Below are 25180 nucleotides of genomic sequence, written 5' to 3' on the forward strand. Positions count from 1 at the left end.
GGTGCACATAGTGCAAAAAATTAAAAATAAGACGCCAACTACGTTGTTTTCTTGCTGTTTAATCTGCACAGATGAAGATAACTGAATACCTTCAGTTTCATGATAAGGGGCTGGCGAAGGGTGTCAAGCAAGTTTTTTCGTTTCTATTTCCAATAAAAGTTTGTTATATGGTTATGCAAGAAGTCTATTATAAATAAAATGAATGTGAAAAATATCTTATTAGCGTTTTTAGTACAAATGGTATTCAGTTTGCCGCTATTTGCAGCTGATCCTGTTTTGCTCAACTGCATTGAAACTCCGGAAATATATGACCTTGATGCAAGGCCAAAAAATTTTAGCTCTTCAAACAATTTAAGAAGGAAACCTGGTTCTCCAAATAGTGCAACAGGAGAATTAATACACATAGTGGGTAGAATTACTGATATAAACTGTTTACCAATACAAAATGCTGTAGTTTCTATATGGCACGCGAATTCACGCGGCGTGAACCATTACGATAAGAATATAGAGGATGATCCGAATTTTGCTGGATCAGGAAGGTTTGTAGTGAATAATCTTGGCTATTATAATTTTGTTACGATAGCACCTGGTAAAATTGGTGATAGAGCTCCACATATCAACTTTCTAGTTCAACATCCAGATTTTCCAGAATTCACAACGCAAATGTTTTTTGCTGACCATAATTGCGATAATTGTGCTGATCCTGTTCTTGGAGATTTTGTTAGTAATGGGCTTGCAAGCCTTCTCATAACACCATTTACTTACAGTGATCAGGTCATAAAAACCTATACGTTTAACATTACCTTGGGCGGATATAATAAGTTCTCTAATAAAAGATAAAAAACCTTGCATGTAAGGGAGTCCATAGTAAACTTAAGTGTTATTGTACTTAGGATGTATATGAAAAATATCTTACTGATGTTTTTGCTGTGTTTTATGTACAGTTTACAATTATTTGCAATGGAGATGCCAGCAATGAAAATAACAATTTCTAAAATTTCGCCCGATTTTAAAACAATAGTAATGGGTTTATTTGAAGACAACGAAACCGTAAATGATGGCGGAGTTTTGCAAGGAAAACAGGTCATAGATAATATAAAGCAATTTAGCGATTTCAATGGAAGTTTTGGTGAATTTTTCTCTACTGCTTTGCCAGAAGAAAAAAATGTTATAGTTGTTGGACTGGGTAAGAAGGATGAATGGAATGAAAATAAAGAATTAAATATTGGTGGTAAAATATATTGTGAGCTAAGCAGATTAAAAATTAAAAAAGCAGCGGTTTTAATCGAAGGTAGTGCAGCAAATGTTGCATATGGTGCGTTTCTGCGTAGTTTTAAGTTTGATAAGTATAAAACTAAAAAGGATGAGAAAATTACAGAGGTAGAGGAGATTACCGTATTAGTAAAAGATGAGCAATTAAGTAATGCTGAAAGATCATTTGAGCACTTAAGGCAAGAAGGTGAGAGTATATTCCTTGCGCGCTCTTTTATAACAGAGCCTCCTAACATTCTATATCCAGAATCCTATGCTGATCATATAAAAAAAGAACTTACTAAGCTTGGCCTTGAAATCGAGGTGCTTGATAAAAAGCAGATGGAAGAGAAAAAAATGGGAGCCTTGCTTGGAGTTGCACAAGGAAGTAGTAAAGAACCAAAATTAGTAGTGATAAAATGGAATGGAGTTGCTAAAGAACAAAAGCCAATAGCTTTTGTTGGTAAAGGCATAACGTTTGACACTGGTGGAGTATCGCTCAAACCTTCACGTGGTATGGAGTCGATGAAATATGACATGGCAGGCTCTGCTACTGTGGTTGGGGTGATGCATGCTTTAGCAGGACGAAAAGCAAAAGTAAATGCGATCGGTGTGGTCGCACTTGCAGAAAATGCAGTGGATGGTAATGCTCAAAGACCGAGTGATATAGTAACTTCAATGTCTGGACAGACGATAGAAGTGTTGAATACCGATGCAGAGGGAAGGCTCATACTTGCAGATGCTTTATGGTATACGCAAGACAGATTCTCACCAAAATTTATGATTGATCTTGCAACTTTAACTGGTGCTATAGTGGTTGCACTTGGAAATAACGAATATGCTGGTCTTTTTTCAAATCATGATGAATTAGCAAACCGTCTGATTGATGCAGGAAATGAAGTAAGTGAGAAGTTATGGCGTTTTCCTATGAATGAAACTTATGACAAAATTATTGATTCACCGATTGCTGATGTTCAAAACATTGCTCCTGTAGGCTCTGGTGGAGATAGCATAATGGCTGCACAGTTTTTACAGCGTTTTGTGAATGAAACTTGCTGGGCACATTTAGATATCGCAGGCACTGCTTGGCACGAAAAAGGTACTGACATTTGCCCAAGAGGAGCAGTAGGTTTTGGTGTAAGGTTACTTAATAAGTTGGTTGAAAAGTACTACGAAGCCAATGATTAAAGGTCTTTATACTGGATTTATGGCTTGACTTACAGCTACATGAACGTTTATTTTTGAGGCGCAGCAAATGAAAGTAGCTGATACATATTTCTTTTTTTCTGGATTCCAGTGTCAGCTACTTTCATGACACCCTGACAACCGTCATCCCGCTGCTTGTTAGCGGGATCTAGAGATACTGCGGCGGTATGACGTAGGACTGCTGTCATCCAAGTAGCCTCCTATGGTGTCATCCCAGTGCCCAGACACTGGGATCCAGTTGAGCTATTTCAACAAAAATACTGCATTTTGAGATGAACGTTTATTTTCACCAGATTATTTACAAGTATAACAATTAAAGTCTGGATTCCAGTGTCAAGCACTGGAATGACACCGTCTTGGATGGAAACCAGTGTCGGCTACTCGGATGACATCATAGGGGCGCTGGAATGACACCCTGACAATCGTCATCCCGCTACTTGTTAGCGGCTAAGAGATACCGCGAATGAATCGCGGTATAATGTAGGGATTGCATTAGCTATAATTCTTTAGTTTTCACTTTTCTTTTAACCTTGCAATGATATTTTCTTTGCCGATAAAAATTAATAGTTTAGCGAGCTCTGGTCCTGTTTCTGTTCCTGTTAAAGCTGAACGCAACTGCGTAAATAGGTTTTTTGCCTTTATATCCACTGTTTGTCGAATAGTTTTGACCCATTCTGACAACGTGTTTTCATTACAATCACCTTGGGGCAATGCATTGAACGCAATTTTTATAAGCTCCTTATCAAGAATCACAGGCTCTATATCAGATTTGCATATTTTCCACCACTTAGCCACCTCAGAAAACCTTTCTATATTGTTCTTTATAAAATACCAAAACTCTGAGGAGTCCACTCCAATTTGATTTAAACGGTCTTGCACCATTTCAAATGGCATTTGTTGCAGCACTTTGCTGTTTAGCTTGTATACTTCACTCAAGCTGAATTGTGCAGATGCTGAGCTAAATTTTTTAATATCAAATGAGTCAATTAAAGACTGTATGTCAACATGAGCTTCTATCGGATCAGATGTTCCAAGTTTTGCTAAATAGCTAGTTAGCGCCATTGGTTCAGTCTCATCTTCTCTTATGGACTTGATATCCAGCCCGCCTTTCCGTTTCGATATCTTGCTATCATCAAAATGTAGCAGAGAAAGGTGAGCAAACATAGGAATTTTCGCTTTTAATGCTTTAATCATTTGGATCTGAACTGCGGTATTAGTTACATGATCTTCCCCGCGTACAATATGAGTTACATTAAAGTCAACATCATCGATAGCAGAAGGTAACATGTATGTGTAAATTCCATCTTCTCTTTTTACCACAGGGTCGCTGACGCTACTGGTTGCAATATTTATTTCACCTTTAACTTCATCATTCCATTTAACAACTTCATTTCTATCCAATTTAAATCTAAAATGTGGTCTTCTTCCTTCTTGCTCATAACGAATTTTCTCTTGCTCAGTTAGAAGTAACGCGCTTCTGTCATATACCGGGGGAAGTCCTTGTTTTAACTGCAATTTTCGTTTAATGTCTAACTCTTCTCTTGTTTCATAGCATGCATAAATATGCCCTTCTTTTATTAACTGCAAAAACACCTCATTGTAACGCTCAAAGCGCTCTGATTGCTTGAAACTTGCATCCCAATCTATGCCAATCCATTTCAAGTCTTGTATGATATCATTTATATATTTGACATCTGAACGCTGAAGGTCAGTATCATCAAAACGGAGTAAAAATTTTCCATTTTGATTGCGTGTGTACATCCAACAAACCAAAGCAGTTCGTACGTTTCCTACGTGGAGGTAGCCAGTTGGGCTTGGAGCGAATCTTGTTAGCATTTAAATAGCAATATTGTTTACTCTAATTTATTTTAATTTTATATAAACATATGGCTAAAGCAAGTGAGATCTGCTAATACAATTGAGCAAGAGAAGAATAAGTATGGCTATAGCATTGTGGCACCTTTGATATTTGATGGATTAAGACCATATGATAAATTCAAGAAAATTCACAGCTTGACGACAAAGGCTAATGTAGCATTATATTGGTATCATGACTAACTTAGAAAAGATGAGAGAAAAACTACAAGATCAAATAAATTATCATAATGTTTTATATCACCAAAAAAATAAGCCAGAAATAAGTGATGCTGAATATGATGAACTGAAGAAAAAGTTAGCTGAAATAAAGGCACAACTTCCAGAAGCTTATGCAACACAAGATAGTGTTGGTGCTTCACCTGATGAGAGGTTTTCTAAGGTGGAACATCAAGAACCTATGCTTTCCCTTGAGAATGCTTATGATGAACAAGGTGTAGAGAAATTTTTGTCTAAAATAAAGAGGTTTTTAATTGAGGACAAAATAGAGATATTATGTGAGCCAAAAATTGATGGGTTGTCGTTTTCTGCAATTTATGAGGATGGAAGATTTGTTAAAGCTGCAACTCGAGGCGACGGTTTTGTAGGAGAAGATGTCACTCACAATGTTGCAACAATAAAAGGCTTTCCTAAGTTTTTGCAAGGTGTGCAAGGAAGACTAGAAGTAAGAGGTGAAATATACATCAGTAACAGCGACTTTTTAAAGTTAAATGAAAACGATGAATTTGCCAATCCTCGAAATGCAGCCGCTGGTTCTCTAAAGCAATTGGATGCAAACATTACAGCAAGTAGACCACTTAGATATTTTGCTTATTCTTTAATTGGTGGGGCAGAGAAAAGTCAAAGTGAAATACTAAATAAGCTTGAGGCACTTGGTTTTTGCGTAAATGAGCATCAGTCCTTAACGAGTAGTTTGGATGGAATGCTGAAGTTCTATAACGAGATCTATAATTGTCGCTATAACTTGGATTATGATATTGATGGAATAGTCTATAAAGTAAATGATTTGGTACTACAAAATCGTCTAGGGAATACTCACAAAGCACCGCGCTCAGCACTTGCATACAAGTTTTCTGCGGTTTATGCAAAAACAAAGTTAAACAAGATATTTATACAGGTGGGCAGAACAGGGGTTTTAACTCCAGTTGCAGATTTAGTGCCAGTCAATGTTGGTGGGGTGCTAGTTAGTAGAGCAAGTCTGCATAACCAAGATGAGATAAAACGTAAAGACATAAGAGAGGGAGATATTGTAACAATCAAAAGAGCAGGGGATGTAATTCCCCAGATCGTTGAAGTAAGCAGAGATTCTCGTCTTCCAAATACACCTGAATTTGTGTTTCCTGAAGTATGCCCTGAATGTGGTAGTAAAGTACGTCAGGTTGAGGGAGAGGCGGCAGTAAGATGTCCTGAGGAATTTGCCTGTAAAGCTCAAATAATAGAAAAACTAAAGCATTTTGTATCGAAAGATGCATTTGACATTGTTGGCCTTGGTGATAAGCAGATAGAGTTTTTTTACGACCTTGGTCTGATAAAACAAATCCATGATATTTTTACTTTAGAAGAAAAATTGGATGAATTTAATCTGGAAGAACAGTCTGGTTGGGGCAAGAAATCAATAGCTCATTTATTAAATGCTATACAAAGCAGAAGGGTAATAACTCTAGATAGGTTTATATTTTCTTTAGGTATTAGATTTATTGGCCAAGTTGCAGCAGAATTGCTCGCAGATTATTATGTTTCTTATGATAATTGGTATAATTCGATGATTGAACTGTCATCAGATAATACTGAGCTAGTAGGTATAGACGGCATAGGAAAAAAAGTGGCTGAATCTTTGGAATCATTTTTTTCTAAGGAACATAACATCAAAATGTTAAATGATCTTACTGCTTGTCTTCAAATTCTTCCTGCGAGCTCCAACTCTAGTGACTCTGTTTTAAATAATAAAATTATAGTGTTTACTGGTAGGCTACTTGCTATGAGTAGAGGAGAGGCAAAAGTAAGAGCCAAAACTCTAGGAGCAAAGGTCAGCTCACATCTTTCTGCTAAAACTGACTACCTAATTGCAGGAGAAAAACCAGGATCCAAATATAAAAAGGCAGTGGAATTAGGTGTAGAAATTTTAGATGAAGACCAGTGGCATAAAGTGATAAGTTTGGGAGTGCTCAAATGACACTTGGATGTATCCGTTCAGGCAATGGCGTCAACTTAAGGACACATTTTAGATTTCTTTGTTGAAATAAAACAGAAACAAAAGTGCTGTTTATTGCACTCTTTGGATAATTTAATGATAAAAAATTTAGAGAGAAATTTTATACACTATCGCTGATATTTTTCCTTAAGTTGACGCCATTGCCTGAACAGATACAATCAATTTACTGACATTGGTATGGCTAAATTCGAAATGGCTACATGAATTTATCGTAAATTACTACCGCATAAGGTGCGATGCAACAAAGCCATCCCAGTGTCAAGCACTGCCGTCATAAAGGAACCAGTGTCAGCTACCTTCATGACGTCGTTTACTATGTGATATCGTACCATATTGCAGTGTTCGTACAGTTGTGGGTCAAGCCATAGGATGACAACAATGATTAACTTTCTCCAAATTTAGAATTATTTCGGTTGCTTTTTTTATCTCATCAACAGACGGCAAGTCTTCTGTGCTGAGCGGTAGGCGGACAGTTTGATGTTCTATAAGACCAATATCATGCAAAAGTGCTTTAGTAGGTATTGGGTTGCTGGCAATAAATAGTGCTTTGCAGGCTTGTTGCCAGATATCTGTTGAACTTTTCATGTCATTTTCTGTCATTTGAGCAGGTTTCCTTCTGGATTCCAGCGTCACGCGCTGGAATGACAGTGAAGAGAGTTCGTCGTTCAGACATTGCTTAACGTATTCATGCGCTACACGCGGCCAAACATTGGCAGCAACAGAAACCAGACCAGCCGCACCATAAGCGGCCATATCAGATATCATATTATCATCTCCGCAAAAGACCTCAATATTTGGTGCAACTTTCTTATACTGAGCTAAAGTATCAACGGTGCCACTGGAATCTTTGATAGCCCAAAATTTTTCATGGCTGGATAAGTTGCGTACAGTTTCAGCGTGGAGACTCACTCCTGCTCTTGATGGAATATTATAAAGCATAGCCGGCACATGTGCTCTTTCAAGTAGCTTTTCAAACCATAAAGTCTGCCCCATAATTCCGGGCTTTGCATAAATGGGAGTTGTCATTAGATAGCCGTGAATAGGCATACCCTTGCAAAAATCAAGCCATTCAAGAGCCTGATATAGATTCACCCCTGGTACGCCAATTATAATTTTTGTATTTAATTTTAGCTTACATACAAATTCAACTAACTCGCGTTTTTCAGAATCAGTAAGCGATAGGCTCTCACCTGTGCTACCCAGCAACACTACGCCATTTTCAGCTTTAACTTGCATTGTCAGTAAACGCTGCAAACTGCTATAATCTATGCTATCCCCATTGCAATTAAAAGGAGTAACACAAGCAGTCCATAAAAATGTAGATTTCAATTTAAATTGTTAAAATGGTATTTCATCGTCGAGTAGTTCATCTTTTATATCGTTGTCAAAACTTTCGTGTTTATCTTTTTGTTCTGTTTCACCTTGTTTGTATTCACTTGGCTTGTAATCAGAATTTGGCGCACTATTTCGTGAATCCAAGAGAGTAAGAGCGCTATTAAAATTATATAGAACCACCTCTGTTGTGTATCTTTCACCACCGTTTTGGTCAGTCCATTTTCTAGTTCTCAAAGAACCTTCAACATAAACTTTACTGCCTTTGCGTGCAAAATCTTTGACGATTTTTACTAATCCTTCACTAAAAATTACGATATTATGCCACTCTGTCTTTTCAGAGCGCATACCGGAAAGTTTGTCAGTCCAACTTTCAGACGTGGCTATTGAAAAACTTGCCATTTCTTTTCCATTTTGTGTAGTCCTAATTTCAGGATCTTTTCCTAAATTACCAACTAGTATGACTTTGTTTATGGTACCACCAGACATAATTATGCTCTAAATAAATCCTTTTATTATCTTATGTGAAAATACTATTGTCAAATTTAATTAAAAGTGCGCTTGGAGGGATTCGAACCCACGGCCTTTGCCTCCGGAGGGCAACGCTCTATCCAACTGAGCTACAAGCGCATATATATTTAAGTTATTTAATAGATAAGCCATCCAAGTCAAATTTTTGTTTTGGATAAAGCGTAAACATAATACTCCCATATCCAAAATATACATTTTGAGAATCATTCGCATGCTTTTTTATTGCTTTTTGATCTACGGTCCATACAAAAGTTACATAATTTTCAGTGACTGAGTGCACTTTTAAATCCTTGGTATTTATAAACAGTTTTCCATTTACCCATATTTTCCATGTATCGGGAGAAAGATATAAAATTGAGTCTAAACTCACTACCTTACAGTTGAAATTATCTGATACCTCCTCTTTTACAGCTCTTGAAGATCGTAAATTGAACTTTTCCATTTCATTGACCATTCTATTAACTGGCTCTTCATCAAAAAAAATGCTTTTTACGTTACTATATTGTGACAAAACGTCAAAGTCACTTTCCACTGCTTCTCTTATTATATCGTCCCGATCTGTATAGCTTAGTTTTTGATTGTTGATAAAGAAACACTCTTTTGCACGCAAATTTGCTATATCAATAAAATCGTCGATTTCTTGATTGCCAACTTTAAGAATACTTTCAAAATATCTTTTTTCTATCATCATTCCATACTGAGAATGATGACAAACCATTTCATCATTACCTTGTTTTTCTATATATACGCATAAATTTCCACTATTTAATCCTAATATTTTATGCTCAATAAAATCTTCATTGCCAATATATTGTCGGCAAGAATACTCCTTACAAATTTCTATGCTTTCTATGATATCTTCACAACTGCAATATGCATTAACATTGGAAATGAGTAGCGTAAAAATAAAAAACAGCTTTATGTTCATCACCTTATCTACTTAATATAGTATACCAATCAAAGACTATATTAGCTCTCACTATCTCTATCATATTACCATTCAAAATCTGATTCATAGTTGCAGCATCAATATTTCTCTGCTTATTTAAAATAAGAGATTTGATCATAACATAACCGGGCAGATTTGGAATAGACTGTAGAAATAAAAAAATATGCTTATCGCTGATTGAGCTTAAATTTAGGACCACTTCACTTTTTATTACTTTTGTGCGTTCACTTTTGTTGTGGAGCTCAACTTCTTCGGGTATAGAAATTGATATTTCAGGTTCTAATATATAGTACTTTTTATATAACTTGCTAAGCTCGAAATTTAAATTTGCAATGTATCTGCTACTATGTAAATTTGAAGAAGAAATTTTTTTCCATAAATCTAGGTTTTTATTTAGAACAACTTCCTTTTTTTGAATTCCAGTAATCTGTAAATTAATAGAACGTATTTTATCAATCGCAATTTGGTTTTTATTATAAATCTTTTCGTTATAGATAACAACATATGTTAATAACCCTATTAATCCAACAGATAATAACAAATACGATATAAACTGAATTGTAGCTTTTCTTTTTAATTGAGAGATAGTCATTAATCTACATTGCCTCTCCTATTTCAACATCAATAGATAGATTTTGCTCTTTAGCAGCAGGTAAGCTAGAAATATTAATGTCATAGGTACGAAAATTATCGTTTAAATTTTTTCGTAGTTTCTCGTATTGATGAGAAATATTTTTACCGGATTGAAAATTAAACTTTAAAGTTGTGGTAATATAACTTTTTGCCTCATTATAATTCCATTCAAATGATCGAAGCTCTATACCTGGTATTTTTAACTTTTCTACATACTTAACTTGTGTAAGAGGAGAGTATTCTATTTTTGATAAAATATTATTGATATTAATAAAATCATAAATTTCATCTATTTTTTTTACATTATAGCTTTGGCTAAGTTTTGTTAATTGGTTATTTAAGGTGTTCTGCTTTGCTGATAAATTATCAGCGACATTGAAATTTGAATACAAATTTAGCAAACAAAGGGTGTTTGTTATAACTAAAACCAGGGCGAAGTATAGAAAAATTCGAGGAGAGTTTAAATAAAGGTAATTGAATAGATAAAATTCTTTAGTTTCCTTTGTATTAAAAATAGCTGCTAATTTATTCTTAAAGCTATGAAACAAAATTATGGTATCGCAAAAGTTATCTTTTTCACTTATAGCTAGTTCTGCTCCTAATAGTTTGCCTAACTCATATGGAGTTAATATGTTCACACTGTTCTCTGAAAAATTTATGACTGATAAACTAGCTTTGATATCTTCTGACACTATGATACAAAGGTCGATAGGGTTATTTTTTTCAAACCCAAACTTAGTTAAGGATCGAATAGTATCTTGCACTTCCTGATATATTCCACCAGCGATAATTCCTGGTAAATTATCATTAGTAAATGATGTTAAGCGCGTAAATACCATTTTATTCTCTTTAAGAACCACTTGTCTATAGCCTCCCGTTTTAGTTGCAGCAACTATAATTTTCCAATTATTAGGATCTTTATGTAGAATCTTTTTTGTTATATTACTTATTTCTATAGGAAACATTAATATTCCCTTAAAGTTGGAGCCTATCTCAATAAACACATTCAACCAATATTCTACTAAATGCTTTGCTTTTGATGAAACAAGAAGATAGCACCAGTTTTGATTGAATTTGTTTGGCTTCTCAACCAAAAAAACTGAACTTATGTCATTATTACGAGAAAAATGCTCCATCTTTGTTTTTGCTGATAGATAGGCACTAATCTTGTTTGCCCTTGTAATAAACTGTAGCGAGTAATTTTGATCTGCATGATTAAGCACCAGGTATAAAGGTGCTTTTTTATCTGACGAAAGACATGAAATTAAATCGGAAACTGCTTTATCGTTTTTGCCCTTAACAAAATACCTTTTATTTAAAGTATTATTTTTAAAATATAGTAACATTATGCCTTCTTCTCCAATAGAAAGCATAAACTTACTTTTGGATTTTGAACTAAACATATTAACAAAGCATATACTTATCTAGAATTAAAAAGGCAATTTATTGAAATTCATTAAACGTTAGAGGGAAATATTGTTATAAATTTTCGCAGCAACATTATTTATATTATAATTTTTTTATAAAATTACCACTAATATTAAGTTATTTAGATAACAAATTAAGAAAATTCATTAAGACGAATTTGTTGTTTTTCAAATTGTAGGTAAACCTAAGCCACTTTAGCTATATCTGCCGATTGACTTTAATTAATAAGAGTTATTAATCTATTTACTATTCTTGTAATATTATTTCTAATAGTAAAGAAATATATATTTTTCTGGAACAGTTGTTATTTCAGATACAGAATTTATTGTAAGTAAACTAACCATTTGCTGAAGAGCGCTCATCTTCTGTGGTACTTGATGATGGAGCAACTAATTTGCTCAAAATCTCATCTTTTGGTCCCATAGCGTAAATGACACCATCTGACATGAGGATCACCTTATCAACTACGGACAATAACGGTAGCTTGTGAGTGATGATAACAGTAGTAGTATTTTGTTTTCTTGCAATGCCAATTGCATTAATTAAGCATGCCTCTCCATTGCTATCTAAGTTAGCGTTTGGTTCATCAAGTACTAAAAGTTTTGTGTGACCATAAAAAGCTCTGGCAAGTCCAAGAAGCTGTTTTTGGCCGCCAGAGAGCGTTACTCCTCCAGGACCTCCTATTGTTGTATCATATCCATTTGGTAAGCTTAGTATTAGTTCATGTATTCCTGCAATTTTTGCTGCTTTGATTATTTCTTCAGGATTTGGATCTGGCCTCATGCGAGCAATATTAGCTTTGACACTAGTGTTAAATAACTCAATATCCTGAGGTAAGTAGCCAACATAATTACCAAAATTTTCTCGATTCCAAGTATATACATCAGCGCCATCTAGTCTGACTACACCAGATATTGGCTTCCATACACCAACAGTTAATTTTGCGATAGTGGATTTACCAGAAGCACTTGCACCAATAACACCAACTACATCTCCAGGATCTATAATGAATGATATTCCTTTTACTGTCGGCTTATTGCTTCCATAAGGAGTAAAAAATACTCTATCAAATTCCAATTTTCCTTCAGGTTCTGGTAGAGCCATCGTTTGCTCTCTTTTTGGCGATGTTAATATAAGTCTTTGTAGCCTTCCATATGACATTCTAGCCTGATTTAAAAACTTCCAAGTATGAACCGCAGCATCAAATGGTGCTAATACTCTACCCATTAAAATTGAAGCAGCGATGATGCTACCGGCAGTCTTATGAGCTGTGATTGCAAGTAATGCACCTGTTCCAATCACTGATATTTGCAGAGTTGAGCGCAAAAATTTAGTGATTCCAGTAATTACATTAGAGCGATTTTGTGCTTTAATTTGCATTGCTCGGTTCTGATCATTTCGTTTACACCAATCAGAGACTATGAATTCTGACATGCCCATAGCTTCAACCACTTCTGCATTTCTTGTTGCAACATCTATAGCATTGATATTCCGTATAGTTTCTTCGTTGGTTTCTTGTAATATTCGTTTAGTGGCAAGTTCATTCCATATTGCCATAGAGACTAATATGATGATTCCAGTAATAGCTATGAACCCCGTGGAGGTATGTATCATGAAAATCACAACAAGGTAAATTAACGACCATGGAGTATCAAACAGTGAGAATATGCCATTTCCTGTAATGAAATTTTTTATCACTCCGAGATCTCGTATTGCTTCACCACTTGAAGTTGAGCTCTGCACTGATGTTAATCTAATTGACCTTACTATCAAATCTGGTGTTGCAGTTTTATCGATCCAATCACCTATTTTCGCCATGGCTAAATATCGACAAGTTTCAAGCATTGCAGAACATGCAAATGCAGATAAAGTGATAATTGTCAGCATAGTTAGTGTTGATACACTTTCGCTCGATATCACCCGATCAAGCACTTGAGAGGTATAAAGTGGTAGGAATAACATTAATAAATTGATTCCCGCACTAAACCAAAAGATAAACCAAAATGCACTTTTGCATTTTTCTAGGCAAATATATAGAGTACTTTGCTTCAATTCTTTTTTTATTGATGGCGTAATTTCCACAATCTTCCTCTTAATTTGATTACATGCACCATATACAATTTTTATTACAAAAATATTAATAACGGTAGTTAGCTTACTTTAAGTGAGTAAAATATTAATATATGTGAATAGGAAATATAAACAATGGTAAAAAGAAGTATAGTTGATATTTCCTTCGTTGCCTATAGCGAAGCTACGTCATACCGCGATTCATTCTATAGCTGTACGAACATTCATTTTTGAAGGTAAACTGCACAGCAAATGGTGTCATGAAAGTAGCTGACACTGGGATGGCTTTGTTGCATCGCTACTTATGAAAGGCTAACTATAATTAGGATTATAAGCAACTTATTGAAAATCTTGTTTTTTTGCAATCAATCTGATCAAATTTAAGAATAGTAATTTGTTATTTATATTAATAAATTTAATTCTATTGAAAATAGCTAAAGCATTGAAATTCTTGAATTTTAGCCGGATTAGTGAGTGGTAGTGAAATTTCTTTTACTCAAATTTAGGTATTCACTGACCGTTCTTGTTATAAATACCAGAATAATAAGCTACTGATATTCTCCACCTTTTTTATCTTTAATCCATCATAGCTAGCGATGCAACAAAGCCCACCGATTCATTCTACTGCAACGCAGAAAATTCGTACAATTGTGCATAATGTGGGGCTTCTGGCTACATTTTTCTATTGAACTCACCTTTTCTCTATGTGACAGATTTCGTATTAAATTTTAAATTTAATGCGCCTAGATATACAAGCATTCCTAGCAAAACCATAGGTATAGAAAGCAACTGCCCCATAGTTAAATCAAGCCACAAATAGCCAATTTGATAGTCTGGTTCGCGAAAAAACTCAACGAAAAAACGTGCTATTCCATACCACATAACTGCAATACCAGTTAACGCACCGTGATACAGTCTTATTCTAGTTAAGAAAAACAGTGAATTTGCAACTGCAAAAAGTAGCAGTCCTTCAAAAAGTGCCTCATAAAGCTGGCTTGGATGACGCAGCAAATTATCACCACTCTCTGGAAATACCATACCCCATGGCATAGTTGTAACTCTGCCAAATAACTCTCCGTTTATAAAATTGCCTATGCGACCTAAAAATAAACCTATGGGAACTCCGCAAGAAATTAGGTCCAGTGCATAAAATATAGGAATGTTATGTCTTTTACACGAAATTATTACTGCAAGCAAAACTCCTATAGCACCACCATGAAATGACATCCCTCCTTCCCAGGTCTTCAATATCTCAATAGGGTTGCTTATATAAAGAACTGGATCATATATCAATACGTAGCCAAGTCTACCTCCAAGGATAATACCTACAATAGTGGCTGTTAATAACGAATCGTAAAAATTCTTAGTAAATATTTTTTGGTCATCTAGCCTATGTAAATACCAATATGCAAACACTATACCCAAAACGTAGGCTAAGGAATACCAATATATAGAAACAGGACCGATGCTGAAAATTACTGGATTTAAAGACATATTTTGCTATAAATTATTCTTAGACAATCTACTTTTTTCACGATCCCACTCTCTCTGTTTTATGGTTGCTCTCTTATCGTAGAGTTTTTTTCCTTTTACAATGGCAATTTTAGTTTTTGCCAATCCTTTATCGTTAAAATAGACCAAAAGCGGCACAACAGTTATCCCAGCAGTCTTGATTTGACCAATTAGTTTATTTATCTCCTTTTTATGCAAGAGTAATTTACGTTCCCTTTTTGGTTTATGATTTTTTCGGTTCGCAGCTTTATATTCTGCAATATGCATATTGTGCAGCCATACTTCGCTATTCTTTTCAACAACGTAGGCGTCGGAAATATTTACTTTTCTTTCTCTTAGCGATTTAACTTCACTGCTTAATAAGACCATACCCGCTTCAAATTCTTCTAAGATGAAATATTCAAACCTTGCTTTCCTATTTTCTGCAATAACTTCCATATCTAAAGATATCTTTAAGCTTCAATATATTACAGAGTTTTTGACTTAATTCATAATAAAACAGTTATCCCAATAAATATAAGGTGCCAGGCTAGTCTGATAGCAACAGGATAACAAAAATCAAGTAAGTGCTTTTTCTGTCTCTCTAGGCACAAGTTCCTTTACTTCTTTCATTTCAGTTTTAGGCTTTGACATTATATATTGACCAGCACCAACTATGAGCGCAGATCCTGCAGCTAGTCCAATTATTGCTGGTACGGATAGGGCAGTAGCAAATGCAAGTGCAACACCAACTATCACTGCAGTTACAAAACACACAATAACACCTTTTACAATTGCATTTTTTGCAGATTGTTCTTTTTCTTTCACAATTGCATTTTTTCCAACCTGTTTTTCTTCCTTTTTCTCTGGAAGCTGCATTACATCTTTATTTTCAGTAAGATCCTTTGGCGTTTTTTTATTCTCATTTTTTAACGTTTGCTTTTTTTCCGCTTCCTCTAAAAGCTGAACTATACCTTGATCTTTAGTAAGGTCTCTTGGCGTTTTTTCATCAACATTTTTTAATGAAGAGTCTGCTCCAGCTTCTAGCAGAGCTTCCACCACTTTTCTCTTGCCATTTTCAGCAGCAAGATGTAAAGGAGTACGTTTATCACCTTTGTTTGCATTAACCTCTGCTCCTTTTGCGATTAGAGTTTTTACTACATCTTCGTGGCCATTTTTAGCAGCAAGATGTAAAGAAGTACGTCTATCAACATTTTTTGCATTAACCTTTGCTCCTTTTGCGATTAGAGTTTTTACTACATCTTCGTGGCCATTTTCAGCAGCAACATGCAAAGGAGTCCATCTATCAGCATCCTTTATATTAACATCTGCTTTCTCAACTAGAATTTTTACTACCTCTATGTGGTTCCCTTCAGCAGCAAGATGTAAAGGTGTATATCTATCATCATCTTTTGCATTAACATTTGCTTTGTTTGCAATTAGAGTTTCTACTACATCCTTATGGCCCTTTGCAGCAGCAAGATGTAAAGGAGTCTTGTACTCAATACCTTCTGCATTAACATTTGCTCCTTTTGCAATGAGAGTTTTTACTACATCTTCGCAGCCCTCTCTGGCAGCAAGATGTAAAGGAGTACATCCATCATCATCTTTTGCATTAACGTTTACTCCTTTATTTAATAGGTTTTTCACCTCCTCCTCCTCATTATTATGTTTAACAGCTGAAGGCAAAGCTTTGATGTTCTCTTGTGCCTTTAATAGAGCTTTTTTTATCGCTTCATGGCCTTTTCGAGCAAGCATTAAAGGAGTACGTCCATCATTATCTTTCGCACTAACATCTGCTCCTTTTGCAATGAGAATTTCTACTATATCTTCGCGGCCCTTTGCAACAGCAAGATGTAAAGGAGTATACCCATCACTATTTTTTGCATCAACGTCGATTCCTTTTGCTTTTGATAGAACTTGTACTATCTCTTTGTGGCCATTTGTAATAGCAAGATGTAAAGGAGCCCATCCTTTATCATTTTTTGCATTAACATTTGCTTCTTTTCCAATTAGAGTGTTTACTACATTTTCGTGGTTCTTTTCAACAGTAAAATGTAAAGAAGTCCATCCATCACCATTTTTTGCATCAACAATTGCTCCTTTTCCAGTTAGAATGGTTACTACATCTTCGTGGCCATAGTGAGCAGCAATATGTAAAGGAGTAATTTTATTATCATGTTCTGCATTAATATCTGCCCCGTTTTCAATCAGAGCTTTTGCTACATTTGCACAGTTCCAATAAGAAGCAAGATGTAACAATTTGACTTTCTTAGAATTTTGACCACAAGATATAGTAAATATGTAATTTATGCCAGACCCACTATCGTTGTCAGGTTTACTCTTTTCCCACTCTTGACATAAATCTGGATCTTCTTCTTGTAACTTAGCTTTTATTTTTTCAACTATATTGTCCTTGCTCAAATCTGAAAGGTCATTTATTTTTTTTAATATTTCCATAAATTTGTCATATTTCATAACTTCCTCACTTAAAATACATAACTTAGTTGTTATATCTTTTAACATAGAAGTCAAGAACCTAAATATTCGTTATTATCTTTCCTTAAAGAGTCATTTAAGTTATATTACAGACTATGAAAAACCTCAACTTTAGGAAGGAAATCAAGTTTTTTTCTCTGTCATTTATAATTTTATTTGTTCTATGGACTGTATTGTCTGGTTATTTTGAGCCGTTTTTTATTTTTTGTGGAGTGTTTTCCTCTATATTCACATTGTTTATCTTTAGACGGTTGATAAACGCTGAAAGCGCTCTTAGTCAGATTTTAAATGGTACGAGTAGACTGTCGTTTTATAAGTTCGGAAGTTATATACCGTGGTTAATGTACCAAATCATTTTATCAAGTGTTTATGTAACAAAAAAGGTGCTACAACTCAAATCTAAGCTTGAACCGATCATTATCCTAAGAAAATGCAAAGGGCATAATGATGAAAGCATTGCATTATTTGCTAGTTCAGTTACAATCACTCCTGGAACTTTAATTATCAATGTTGAAAGCAAGCAAAAAACGTATTTGTCTACCATATGCTTGATAGATAAAAACCTTGAAAGCGGCGTTTCTGAAATAGAAAATAAAATCTTAAAAATACTACGTTCAGTTAAGTAATTGCTTTAAATAAGTTAACAGCATCCTTATATTCCCTTACAAGACTTTCAAGCATTTCTTTTGGAAGGCTATTGTTAACAATAGAACATAAATAATTATATAAATCTTCTAACCTTAATATGTTATTTCTCTTCTTGCTGTTAAATTTATACGGAAAAATACCTTCCATAACTTCAATAGTAGTAGCCTTGTTTAAAAATACATTTTCACTTGTCACGCTTATTCTTGCTAAAACAGTGTTAATTTCAGGTTCGTCACTCGTATAAAAATCTGATAGCTGAGTTATTCTAATAACGTACAAAGTTACTATTTTTGACAAGCAATTATCAGCATATTCACAATTTTTTATTACCTCCCACTGAGTAACCTGAGATTTACCTATTTTTGCATTGTTCGGTAATTTACTCATTGAACTTTCTCCATTTAATTCAGTGTAATAAATTATACTAATACTTTGTTAAATAAATAATAACGCGATTACAAAAATATATACTTATAGTAGTATATTATACAAAAATAGCACAATATCTAAGCATTAAAGCTAGTTTAAGCTGGGTACATGGGGCTATTCGTTATTTTTGTGTTGTCCAATGAGGTCCAAAATTAGAGGTCCACTGATAAAAGAGTTTAGTTTACCTTCTTTGCTATAAAATAAGTTTTCCTTTTGAGCTGTTTTGTTAGTATTAACTAAATCCTAAACTAACTGTGCTATAATGAAAAAGATAAAACTCGGAATACTAATTTCAGGTAGGGGGTCAAATATGCAGGCCTTGATAGAAGCATGTCAAGATCAGAATTTTCCCGCAGAAGTTGCATGTGTTATCACAAATAATAGTGAAGCTACTGGTCTGAAAGCAGCAGGGCAAGCAGGAATCCCAGCGTTTGTTGTTAAAGATAAACCACTTGATGCTAATAAAATTCACAAAATACTTGTTCAACATAAGGTTGATTTAATTTGCCTTGCAGGGTTTATGAGAATTCTCAAAGCTGATTTTCTGAGTAAATGGCATAACAAGGTGATAAATATTCATCCTTCTTTACTTCCGTCTTTTAAAGGCCTAAACGCTCAAGAGCAAGCTCTAAAAGCAGGTGTAAAAATTACAGGTTGTACTGTACATTATGTCACTCCTGAGGTTGATGCTGGAGCCATGATTGCTCAAGTTGCTGTGCCAGTGCTACCGAATGATGATGTTCAAAGCCTCTCAGAACGCATTCTAGCTGAGGAGCATAAGTGTTATGTAGAAGCAGTAAGATCAATAGCAGAAAGTATTAATTATTGATCTTAAGTGTTTCTTCCAACTTCAACAAAAAATAAATTTTCAGGTTCCAGTAAAGAACTTGCCAGTTCGTTTACTTCCTCTAATTTAACATCATTAATGACATTCGCATAATTATTTATACGGTTAACATCACGATCATTTATCTGCATATCATCGAGCAGCATTGCTGTATTTGTGTTATTGGACAGGCGAAGGACAAGATTATTTACCAAGCCAATTTTTACATCCTTGAACAATTGTTCGTCAATTCCTTCCTTTTTTATTCTGCTCAATGTATCTTTTACCGCTGATATAGCTTTGCCAGCAGTAGAACTATCAGTATTCATAAATCCAAATATAATATTTCCATGTTTATTGGGAATAATACTTGCATAAACACCATAAGTAATACCCAAGTTTTGCCTCAGTTCTGTCATTAATATTGAATTCAGCCTCATGCCACCAAGTGCATCAATTAAGACACCAGCGTTATAATAATTAGGATCTTCATAAGTTATACCTTTTTGAGCAAAAAGTATCACACTCTGTGGTATATCCATAAAAATATTCTTACTTTCTGCAGGACCAAAATCATTTTTCACAGGTATTTTTCTAACTTTCGATCTTTTTGATGGCAATTTAGATAAATATTTATCTAATAGCGTAATAATTTCTTCTTTCTTTACACAACCAACAACACTGATAACGATGTTATCTTTAGCAAAATTACGCTTTATGTATGTTAAAACATCGTCTCTAGTAATGGTCATTACAGTGTCAAGAGTTCCATATTCACTTTTTGAGTAAGGATGCTTTTTAAATAGCAACGTTTCCAATTCCCTTTTGGCAACAAAGCCAGGATCTTTTTCAAGATGATTAAAATTCACTTTAGCAACCTCTAATACCCTATGCAACCCTTCAGGGTCAACCTTAGGACGCATTATAGTATCGCTCAGTAACGAAATTGCATCCTATAGATTGTCAGACAAAGTATTTAATGAAACCCTAAATGCTTCTAAATCAGCAATAAAATTTAAACTAATCCCTTTATCTTCAAGCTTTTTCGCAAAATCTTTGGCATCATTTTTTCCTGCCCCTTCTTGAATTATAAGAGAAGTAAACCAGGTAAGTCCCTGTTTTTCTGCATTCTCATACACGTAACCTGCATCTTTGAACGATATATTGAGTGAAACTTTTGGCAAATCATGATTTTCTACAAATAAAAACTTAAATCCTTTACGGGTGGTGACCTCCTCTATATTTAGGTTACCACTTGCTTGTAAATTAAAGCCTAAACAGAAAAAAAATAGAAATATAATTTTACTTATTCTCATTATTATCTCCTTTTGGTAATAAACGACCAATTAACTTATTAGCAGAAAAAATAGCACGGATTTTATTATTTACATCCTCTAGATTGACATCATTAATCTTGCTATATGAAATATCTATTTCATCAAGTGGAATGCCAAGTGCTAGGTGCGGCACATAAAACATTGCTATATGAGTTAAGTCAGATAGATTATCAAACTGTGCTGCTTTGTATCTATATTTTGAGCTTTGTAATTCCTCGCTCGTCACCCCTTTAGATACGAAGCCATTAATAGTATTATCTAACTCTCTTTCAACAATATCTAAATTAGCGCCACTTTTTGGAATTATCATAATATCAATGTAGCCATCACTAAAAGCTAGGCTATTATAATAAGCAAACACTGATACTGCCACATCTTTATCTAAAACCAAATCTTTATACAGTTTGCTGGATTTGCCGCCACCTAAAATGTCAACCGCTAAATGAGCAGCGGAAGCTTTGTTTATATGCTCAAATAAGGGTACACGATAACGAAAATATAAAACTGGTTCTTTTACTTCAGTGCTTTCTAAGGTCACCGATAGACCTGCGTTATGTACTGGGTCCTGATTAGGGTAATGCCTAATTATAAGCTTAGCTTTAATTTCGCCATACTTTTCTTCTGCTAATTTCACTACTTCATCAAGTTCCACATCACCCACAATCAGTAATATTGCATTGCCGGGGTGATAATAGTTATCATGAAACCTCGTTATGTCATCCTGATTGTAAGTTTTGATATCGCTCTCCCAGCCAATAACAGATCTACCATAGCCAGTACGATAAAATGCACTATCCATTTCTTCCCACAACAAGTTATGAGGTTGGTTATCAAATCTCATTTTTCTTTCTTCCAGTACAATGTTTTTTTCTCTATCTATTTTGTCTTGAGTAACATTAAAGTTTCCCATTCTATCTGCTTCAACTTCCATTGCCAGTGGTAAATCTTTTTTGGGGACCAACTCATAATAACAGGTATATTCTTTAGTGGTAAGCGCGTTAAATTTAGCCCCAATGCTACTCATAGTGGCTTCTATGTCTTTAAACTTTCCTGTAGTTTTAAACATTAAGTGTTCAAAGTAGTGAGCCAATCCTGCTTTGCCGATTGGATCATCCATTCCCCCAACTTTATATATTACTGCATGTAAAACAGATGGAATCCGATGATTAGGAACAACATAGACATCTAGTCCGTTACTGAGTTTAGCATATTTTATGTTGTGCTCTATGCTCAAAGCCTTCAAAGAAATTGGGTAAGTAAAAAAAAGTGCAGGTAGTATAAGAAAACTAAAAAGCTTATGAAGCATTATCCTAACCTAATATAAACATAATTACTTTATTCCCCATTTTGTTTAGAAATAAGCATATCGTATATATACCACTTATATAACAATGTAAACATTCCACAAACTATAGATAAATCTGCTAAATTAAAGGCTGGCCAATACCAATCATCAATATGAAAATATATGAAATCATATACAGCTCCCCAATAGATCCTATCAACTACGTTTCCGATTGCTCCACCAATCATCAGAGAAAACCCAAGGTAAGTTGACTGATCATCAGACTTGTATATCAAGTATGCAAGTATACCAATTATTAGTATTGAAAATGCTGAAAAAAAGAAACCGCCATGCTGTAAAGCGCTACACATTCCAAAACTAATGCCTGAATTCCAAACTTCAACTAGCTTTATAAAGCTAGCGATCTCAATTGATTCTCCCTCATCAATCAATGAGTTTATGTACAATTTGCTCGTTTGGTCAATCAATACTATAATTAATATAACAATTAAGCATAACTTTTTCATAAATTTGCCTTTAACCTATAAACTTTAAGTATATCATAATTTATCTGTTTTGTTAACTCCTCAATACTATGGAATTTTTTTTCTGACCTTATGAATTTTAAAAGTTGTATATTAACTTTATGATTATATACGTCTTCATCAAAATCGAATATGTGCATTTCTATTATGGGCTTTTTCAGATCCTTAAATGTAGGTCTCATACCAATATTGACTACTCCATATAACCAATTTGGGTTATTATAAGAAAACATCACTTTAGCGTAATATGTACCAAATTTTGGTTTTATCATGTAATCTTCTATAGGAATATTTATGGTTGGAAATCCCATTTCTCTACCTCTACATGCACCTTTTGTCACAACACCAGAAACTTGATAAGGTCTGCCGAGCAATTTATTAGCAATTTCTATTTCGCCCCTTTGTACATACTCCCTTATTGAAGAAGAAGAGCAAATTTTGCCGTCAATTATTAATGGCTCTAATTTAGTCAAAGAGTATCCATATGTTTCAGAATATTTCTCTAGAGTTAATATATTACCCAATCGTTTATGACCAAAAGTGCAATTTTCTCCGACAATTATGTGTTTAGCGCCATATTTATCTATTAAAATCTTACTGATAAAGTCATCGCAGCCAACCTCAGAAAAACCTCTATTAAAATTAATAATATACAAGTAATCTATACCATAGCTGCTGATCAGTTCCTTTTTTTGTTCTTGGTCTATTAACCTAAAATTGTTTCTACCAAATAAAACAGTTGATGGGTGAGGCTCAAAAGTTAAAACTGCAGAGGGTAATCCTCTTTCTTGTGCTACCTTCTTTAGAGTAGAAATTGCAAACTCGTGTCCTAAATGAATGCCATCGAAATTTCCGAAGGTTAGTGCTATATTATTTTCTATCCCTTGCTCACAATTATAAATAATTTTCATACAATTTGATGTTTTTACATGTTTCTTATATATAATAACTATATTTTAGCAAGCTACGGAGATAAATTGTGAAAAATGTTGTGATATATGTAAAGAAGGGCTGTCCATACTGCATAAGGGCAAAGGATTTACTAGATAAAAAAGGTGTGAAGTATGAAGAAATTGATGTGCTCAAAAACTCAGATCTATTTAACGACATAAAATCAAAGTATAACGTTAGAACAGTTCCACAGATTTTTATCAACGATAAGCACATGGGGGGGTGTGACAAATTGATGGATCTTGAAAAAGAAGGAAAGTTGGATGATATGCTAAATAATAATGACAATCACACTGATGTCACAACCTACACAAACAGCAATGATGAATGTGGAGAGTGTGTTATACCACATGATGATTTTATGTAACTTTTTATCTTGTTTTGTCGTGTAATACGTAAATGAAAACTAGTATGCTCACTTTAAACAATTCTTAATGAATTAAAAATACAATTCATTCAGTGAGTTTTTTTAGTGGGAAAAAATGACAAAAAATATTTCAATTATTAGCAGAAACTTAATTAGTATCGAATTAGTTAACAAACAAGATTTAGAGAATTTCATCAAGATTTTCACAGTGCTTGATAAACATATAGCAGCTAAAACACTTTTTACAGAAGAAGTGAGAATAGAGTATAAACAACACAACGGCATAGAAGTTGTTGAATTGCTAAAAGATACAGACTTTACATATCATGAGGTTGAAAATGTATTGAACCACCTGAGTAAACATGGAATGAAGGTGCCCAGCAGTGTTATAGCACACACCCTTTTTGCTGCATACAATCACGCACTTGAATTTAAGGATGTAGCATTTTCCTTTTCTGAAGGCTTTCCACAATTTAACATCAGAGTGAGTAAGAACACCTTCATAATAACTCCTATGAGTGAGGAGAATTTGGAATTGAATTCACAAAGTAGCAAGAAATTAATAGAGTCGTTACAGAGCGAAAAAAATATTTATGATTGTATAGTAGAAGAAAATACCATTAAAGTTATAGTGCATTCTGAAATACATCAAGCTATAAATTTGATTATAAAATCACTGATAAAGTCTCGCCTTTTAGCAAAAGAGGAAGAAGGAAAATTCAAAGAGAAATTGAGACAACTTGCTTTTAAGGATCAAGCTTTTGTTGAGTATTCCAGTATCAAAACCATCAGTAGTTATCCACATAATCATCCTCTGAGGAAGCATGAAAGTGTTACTAAGGATATAGAAAATATTTTATGTGATTTCATAACAAATGAGAACAGCGAGTTTGCTATAGAGCGACTAAATAGGCTGAGCTCAGCAGTTTCTCCGGATACTCCAAGAATCATCACTAAAACTATAGATAAACTTGTTAAGTTTCACTAAGGTATACGAGAGCCAATAGATTTCTTGTATTACCTTTTGTCATCCAAGTAGCCAGGGCTACTTGGTTCTTTTTTTGGGTTTCAGCGCTATGTACATAGCTGTACAAACATTGTAGCCGTTATTTAAGTAGTCCACAGAAACGAAAAACTTACTTGACAAACTCCGCCAGCCCCCTTATCATGAAACTGAAGCTATTTCATTTAACTTCGCAATCTGTGCAGATTAAAACGACAAGAAAACTTGTATTTGGCGTCTTATTTTTAATTTTTTGCACTATGTGCACCTTATGTCTTCACAACATTTCTGGGTTTTTACCTATATAAGCTG

At 34.3% G+C, this 25180-nt stretch carries 23 protein-coding genes, 1 tRNA gene and 1 pseudogene; 7 read left to right on the forward strand and 18 right to left on the reverse strand.

What is annotated here, in order from left to right; translation table 11 throughout:
* Positions 1–198: 198 nt before the first annotated feature.
* Positions 199–840 (forward strand): protocatechuate 3,4-dioxygenase, encoded by a 642-nt coding sequence (locus BA053_RS00640; protein WP_065095006.1) that lies wholly within the window; start codon positions 199–201, stop codon positions 838–840.
* 96 nt (positions 841–936) lie between these two features.
* Entirely contained in the window at positions 937–2439 is a 1503-nt protein-coding gene (locus BA053_RS00645) for a leucyl aminopeptidase (RefSeq protein ID WP_174525427.1), read from the forward strand.
* 47 nt (positions 2440–2486) lie between these two features.
* On the opposite strand, the gene BA053_RS07095 is transcribed toward BA053_RS00645, so the two are convergent.
* Together BA053_RS07095 and gltX are read right to left on the reverse strand one after the other, a co-directional pair.
* Positions 2487–2645, reverse strand: a complete 159-nt coding sequence (locus tag BA053_RS07095) for a hypothetical protein (RefSeq protein ID WP_156518069.1) — start codon at positions 2643–2645, stop codon at positions 2487–2489.
* Positions 2646–2970: 325 nt separating this feature from the next.
* Positions 2971–4293 carry a glutamate--tRNA ligase gene (gene gltX / locus BA053_RS00650; protein WP_065106654.1) on the reverse strand — a complete coding sequence of 441 codons (1323 nt, stop codon included), beginning with the start codon at positions 4291–4293 and terminating at the stop codon, positions 2971–2973.
* A gap of 214 nt (positions 4294–4507) precedes the next feature.
* Between gltX and ligA the strand changes: the two genes are divergently transcribed.
* On the forward strand, positions 4508–6505 hold the full coding sequence (gene ligA, locus BA053_RS00655; RefSeq protein ID WP_065094802.1) for an NAD-dependent DNA ligase LigA: 1998 nt from the start codon (positions 4508–4510) through the stop codon (positions 6503–6505).
* A gap of 245 nt (positions 6506–6750) precedes the next feature.
* Here ligA and BA053_RS08260 read toward each other — a convergent pair whose 3' ends face one another.
* From BA053_RS08260 to BA053_RS00705, 11 genes are all read right to left on the reverse strand, one after another.
* Complete coding sequence (locus tag BA053_RS08260) at positions 6751–6876, reverse strand: hypothetical protein (RefSeq protein ID WP_255356227.1); 126 nt, start codon at positions 6874–6876, stop codon at positions 6751–6753.
* A 25-nt stretch (positions 6877–6901) separates the two neighbouring features.
* Positions 6902–7873, reverse strand: coding sequence for a 4-hydroxy-tetrahydrodipicolinate synthase (gene dapA / locus BA053_RS00660; RefSeq protein WP_065094801.1), 972 nt, complete (start codon positions 7871–7873; stop codon positions 6902–6904).
* 9 nt (positions 7874–7882) lie between these two features.
* Positions 7883–8365 carry a single-stranded DNA-binding protein gene (ssb, locus tag BA053_RS00665; RefSeq protein ID WP_010082448.1) on the reverse strand — a complete coding sequence of 161 codons (483 nt, stop codon included), beginning with the start codon at positions 8363–8365 and terminating at the stop codon, positions 7883–7885.
* Positions 8366–8432: 67 nt separating this feature from the next.
* A tRNA-Arg gene (locus tag BA053_RS00670) sits at positions 8433–8506 on the reverse strand.
* A gap of 13 nt (positions 8507–8519) precedes the next feature.
* Positions 8520–9335 (reverse strand): hypothetical protein, encoded by an 816-nt coding sequence (locus BA053_RS00675; RefSeq protein WP_065094808.1) that lies wholly within the window; start codon positions 9333–9335, stop codon positions 8520–8522.
* A 4-nt stretch (positions 9336–9339) separates the two neighbouring features.
* Positions 9340–9948 carry a hypothetical protein gene (locus BA053_RS00680; RefSeq protein WP_065094800.1) on the reverse strand — a complete coding sequence of 203 codons (609 nt, stop codon included), beginning with the start codon at positions 9946–9948 and terminating at the stop codon, positions 9340–9342.
* A gap of 4 nt (positions 9949–9952) precedes the next feature.
* Positions 9953–11392, reverse strand: a complete 1440-nt coding sequence (locus tag BA053_RS00685) for a hypothetical protein (protein ID WP_015589193.1) — start codon at positions 11390–11392, stop codon at positions 9953–9955.
* A 361-nt stretch (positions 11393–11753) separates the two neighbouring features.
* Positions 11754–13499, reverse strand: coding sequence for a type I secretion system permease/ATPase (locus BA053_RS00690; protein ID WP_065094799.1), 1746 nt, complete (start codon positions 13497–13499; stop codon positions 11754–11756).
* 690 nt (positions 13500–14189) lie between these two features.
* Complete coding sequence (lgt, locus tag BA053_RS00695; RefSeq protein ID WP_065094568.1) at positions 14190–14981, reverse strand: prolipoprotein diacylglyceryl transferase; 792 nt, start codon at positions 14979–14981, stop codon at positions 14190–14192.
* A gap of 6 nt (positions 14982–14987) precedes the next feature.
* Positions 14988–15437 carry an SsrA-binding protein SmpB gene (gene smpB / locus BA053_RS00700; RefSeq protein WP_065094569.1) on the reverse strand — a complete coding sequence of 150 codons (450 nt, stop codon included), beginning with the start codon at positions 15435–15437 and terminating at the stop codon, positions 14988–14990.
* Between the two features lie 120 nt (positions 15438–15557).
* Positions 15558–17504, reverse strand: a complete 1947-nt coding sequence (locus BA053_RS00705; RefSeq protein ID WP_065106655.1) for an ankyrin repeat domain-containing protein — start codon at positions 17502–17504, stop codon at positions 15558–15560.
* Between the two features lie 68 nt (positions 17505–17572).
* Here BA053_RS00705 and BA053_RS00710 point away from each other — a divergent pair, with 68 nt between their 5' ends.
* Positions 17573–18103 (forward strand): Na+/H+ antiporter subunit E, encoded by a 531-nt coding sequence (locus tag BA053_RS00710; protein ID WP_065106656.1) that lies wholly within the window; start codon positions 17573–17575, stop codon positions 18101–18103.
* Here BA053_RS00710 and BA053_RS00715 read toward each other — a convergent pair.
* Positions 18096–18512 carry a hypothetical protein gene (locus BA053_RS00715; protein ID WP_006279382.1) on the reverse strand — a complete coding sequence of 139 codons (417 nt, stop codon included), beginning with the start codon at positions 18510–18512 and terminating at the stop codon, positions 18096–18098. The two genes, BA053_RS00710 and BA053_RS00715, sit on opposite strands and share 8 nt — an antisense overlap.
* A 304-nt stretch (positions 18513–18816) precedes the next feature.
* On the opposite strand from BA053_RS00715, the gene purN reads away from it, so the two are divergent.
* Entirely contained in the window at positions 18817–19383 is a 567-nt protein-coding gene (purN, locus tag BA053_RS00720; protein WP_065094572.1) for a phosphoribosylglycinamide formyltransferase, read from the forward strand.
* 2 nt (positions 19384–19385) lie between these two features.
* Here purN and BA053_RS00725 read toward each other — a convergent pair.
* From BA053_RS00725 to ribF, 4 genes and pseudogenes are all read right to left on the reverse strand, one after another.
* Positions 19386–20696, reverse strand: a pseudogene (locus BA053_RS00725) (M16 family metallopeptidase).
* Positions 20683–22023 carry a M16 family metallopeptidase gene (locus tag BA053_RS00730; protein ID WP_065095303.1) on the reverse strand — a complete coding sequence of 447 codons (1341 nt, stop codon included), beginning with the start codon at positions 22021–22023 and terminating at the stop codon, positions 20683–20685. Before BA053_RS00730 ends, BA053_RS00725 begins: the two are co-directional and overlap by 14 nt.
* Positions 22024–22052: 29 nt before the next feature.
* On the reverse strand, positions 22053–22529 hold the full coding sequence (gene lspA / locus BA053_RS00735) for a signal peptidase II (protein ID WP_065094574.1): 477 nt from the start codon (positions 22527–22529) through the stop codon (positions 22053–22055).
* Positions 22526–23458 (reverse strand): riboflavin biosynthesis protein RibF, encoded by a 933-nt coding sequence (gene ribF, locus BA053_RS00740; RefSeq protein ID WP_065106657.1) that lies wholly within the window; start codon positions 23456–23458, stop codon positions 22526–22528. Before ribF ends, lspA begins: the two co-directional genes overlap by 4 nt.
* 68 nt (positions 23459–23526) lie before the next feature.
* Here ribF and grxC point away from each other — a divergent pair, with 68 nt between their 5' ends.
* On the forward strand, positions 23527–23865 hold the full coding sequence (grxC, locus tag BA053_RS00745; RefSeq protein WP_065094576.1) for a glutaredoxin 3: 339 nt from the start codon (positions 23527–23529) through the stop codon (positions 23863–23865).
* A gap of 115 nt (positions 23866–23980) precedes the next feature.
* Positions 23981–24853 carry a hypothetical protein gene (locus BA053_RS00750; RefSeq protein WP_065106658.1) on the forward strand — a complete coding sequence of 291 codons (873 nt, stop codon included), beginning with the start codon at positions 23981–23983 and terminating at the stop codon, positions 24851–24853.
* Positions 24854–25180: the final 327 nt, after the last annotated feature.

It is taken from the genome of Wolbachia endosymbiont of Nomada ferruginata (genome assembly GCF_001675785.1).
Lineage (GTDB): Bacteria > Pseudomonadota > Alphaproteobacteria > Rickettsiales > Anaplasmataceae > Wolbachia > Wolbachia pipientis.

Bases quoted from the DNA above. Each gene is read 5' to 3' on its own strand.
- BA053_RS00640 (WP_065095006.1), top strand. From the start codon at position 199: ATGAATGTGAAAAATATCTTATTAGCGTTTTTAGTACAAATGGTATTC.
- BA053_RS00645 (WP_174525427.1), top strand. From the start codon at position 937: ATGTACAGTTTACAATTATTTGCAATGGAGATGCCAGCAATGAAAATA.
- BA053_RS07095 (WP_156518069.1), bottom strand. From the start codon at position 2,645: ATGACAGCAGTCCTACGTCATACCGCCGCAGTATCTCTAGATCCCGCT.
- gltX (WP_065106654.1), bottom strand. From the start codon at position 4,293: ATGCTAACAAGATTCGCTCCAAGCCCAACTGGCTACCTCCACGTAGGA.
- ligA (WP_065094802.1), top strand. From the start codon at position 4,508: ATGACTAACTTAGAAAAGATGAGAGAAAAACTACAAGATCAAATAAAT.
- BA053_RS08260 (WP_255356227.1), bottom strand. From the start codon at position 6,876: ATGGTACGATATCACATAGTAAACGACGTCATGAAGGTAGCTGACACT.
- ssb (WP_010082448.1), bottom strand. From the start codon at position 8,365: ATGTCTGGTGGTACCATAAACAAAGTCATACTAGTTGGTAATTTAGGA.
- BA053_RS00675 (WP_065094808.1), bottom strand. From the start codon at position 9,335: ATGAACATAAAGCTGTTTTTTATTTTTACGCTACTCATTTCCAATGTT.
- BA053_RS00680 (WP_065094800.1), bottom strand. From the start codon at position 9,948: ATGACTATCTCTCAATTAAAAAGAAAAGCTACAATTCAGTTTATATCG.
- BA053_RS00685 (WP_015589193.1), bottom strand. From the start codon at position 11,392: ATGTTTAGTTCAAAATCCAAAAGTAAGTTTATGCTTTCTATTGGAGAA.
- lgt (WP_065094568.1), bottom strand. From the start codon at position 14,981: ATGTCTTTAAATCCAGTAATTTTCAGCATCGGTCCTGTTTCTATATAT.
- smpB (WP_065094569.1), bottom strand. From the start codon at position 15,437: ATGGAAGTTATTGCAGAAAATAGGAAAGCAAGGTTTGAATATTTCATC.
- BA053_RS00705 (WP_065106655.1), bottom strand. From the start codon at position 17,504: ATGTTAAAAGATATAACAACTAAGTTATGTATTTTAAGTGAGGAAGTT.
- BA053_RS00710 (WP_065106656.1), top strand. From the start codon at position 17,573: ATGAAAAACCTCAACTTTAGGAAGGAAATCAAGTTTTTTTCTCTGTCA.
- BA053_RS00715 (WP_006279382.1), bottom strand. From the start codon at position 18,512: ATGAGTAAATTACCGAACAATGCAAAAATAGGTAAATCTCAGGTTACT.
- purN (WP_065094572.1), top strand. From the start codon at position 18,817: ATGAAAAAGATAAAACTCGGAATACTAATTTCAGGTAGGGGGTCAAAT.
- BA053_RS00730 (WP_065095303.1), bottom strand. From the start codon at position 22,023: ATGCTTCATAAGCTTTTTAGTTTTCTTATACTACCTGCACTTTTTTTT.
- lspA (WP_065094574.1), bottom strand. From the start codon at position 22,529: ATGAAAAAGTTATGCTTAATTGTTATATTAATTATAGTATTGATTGAC.
- ribF (WP_065106657.1), bottom strand. From the start codon at position 23,458: ATGAAAATTATTTATAATTGTGAGCAAGGGATAGAAAATAATATAGCA.
- BA053_RS00750 (WP_065106658.1), top strand. From the start codon at position 23,981: ATGACAAAAAATATTTCAATTATTAGCAGAAACTTAATTAGTATCGAA.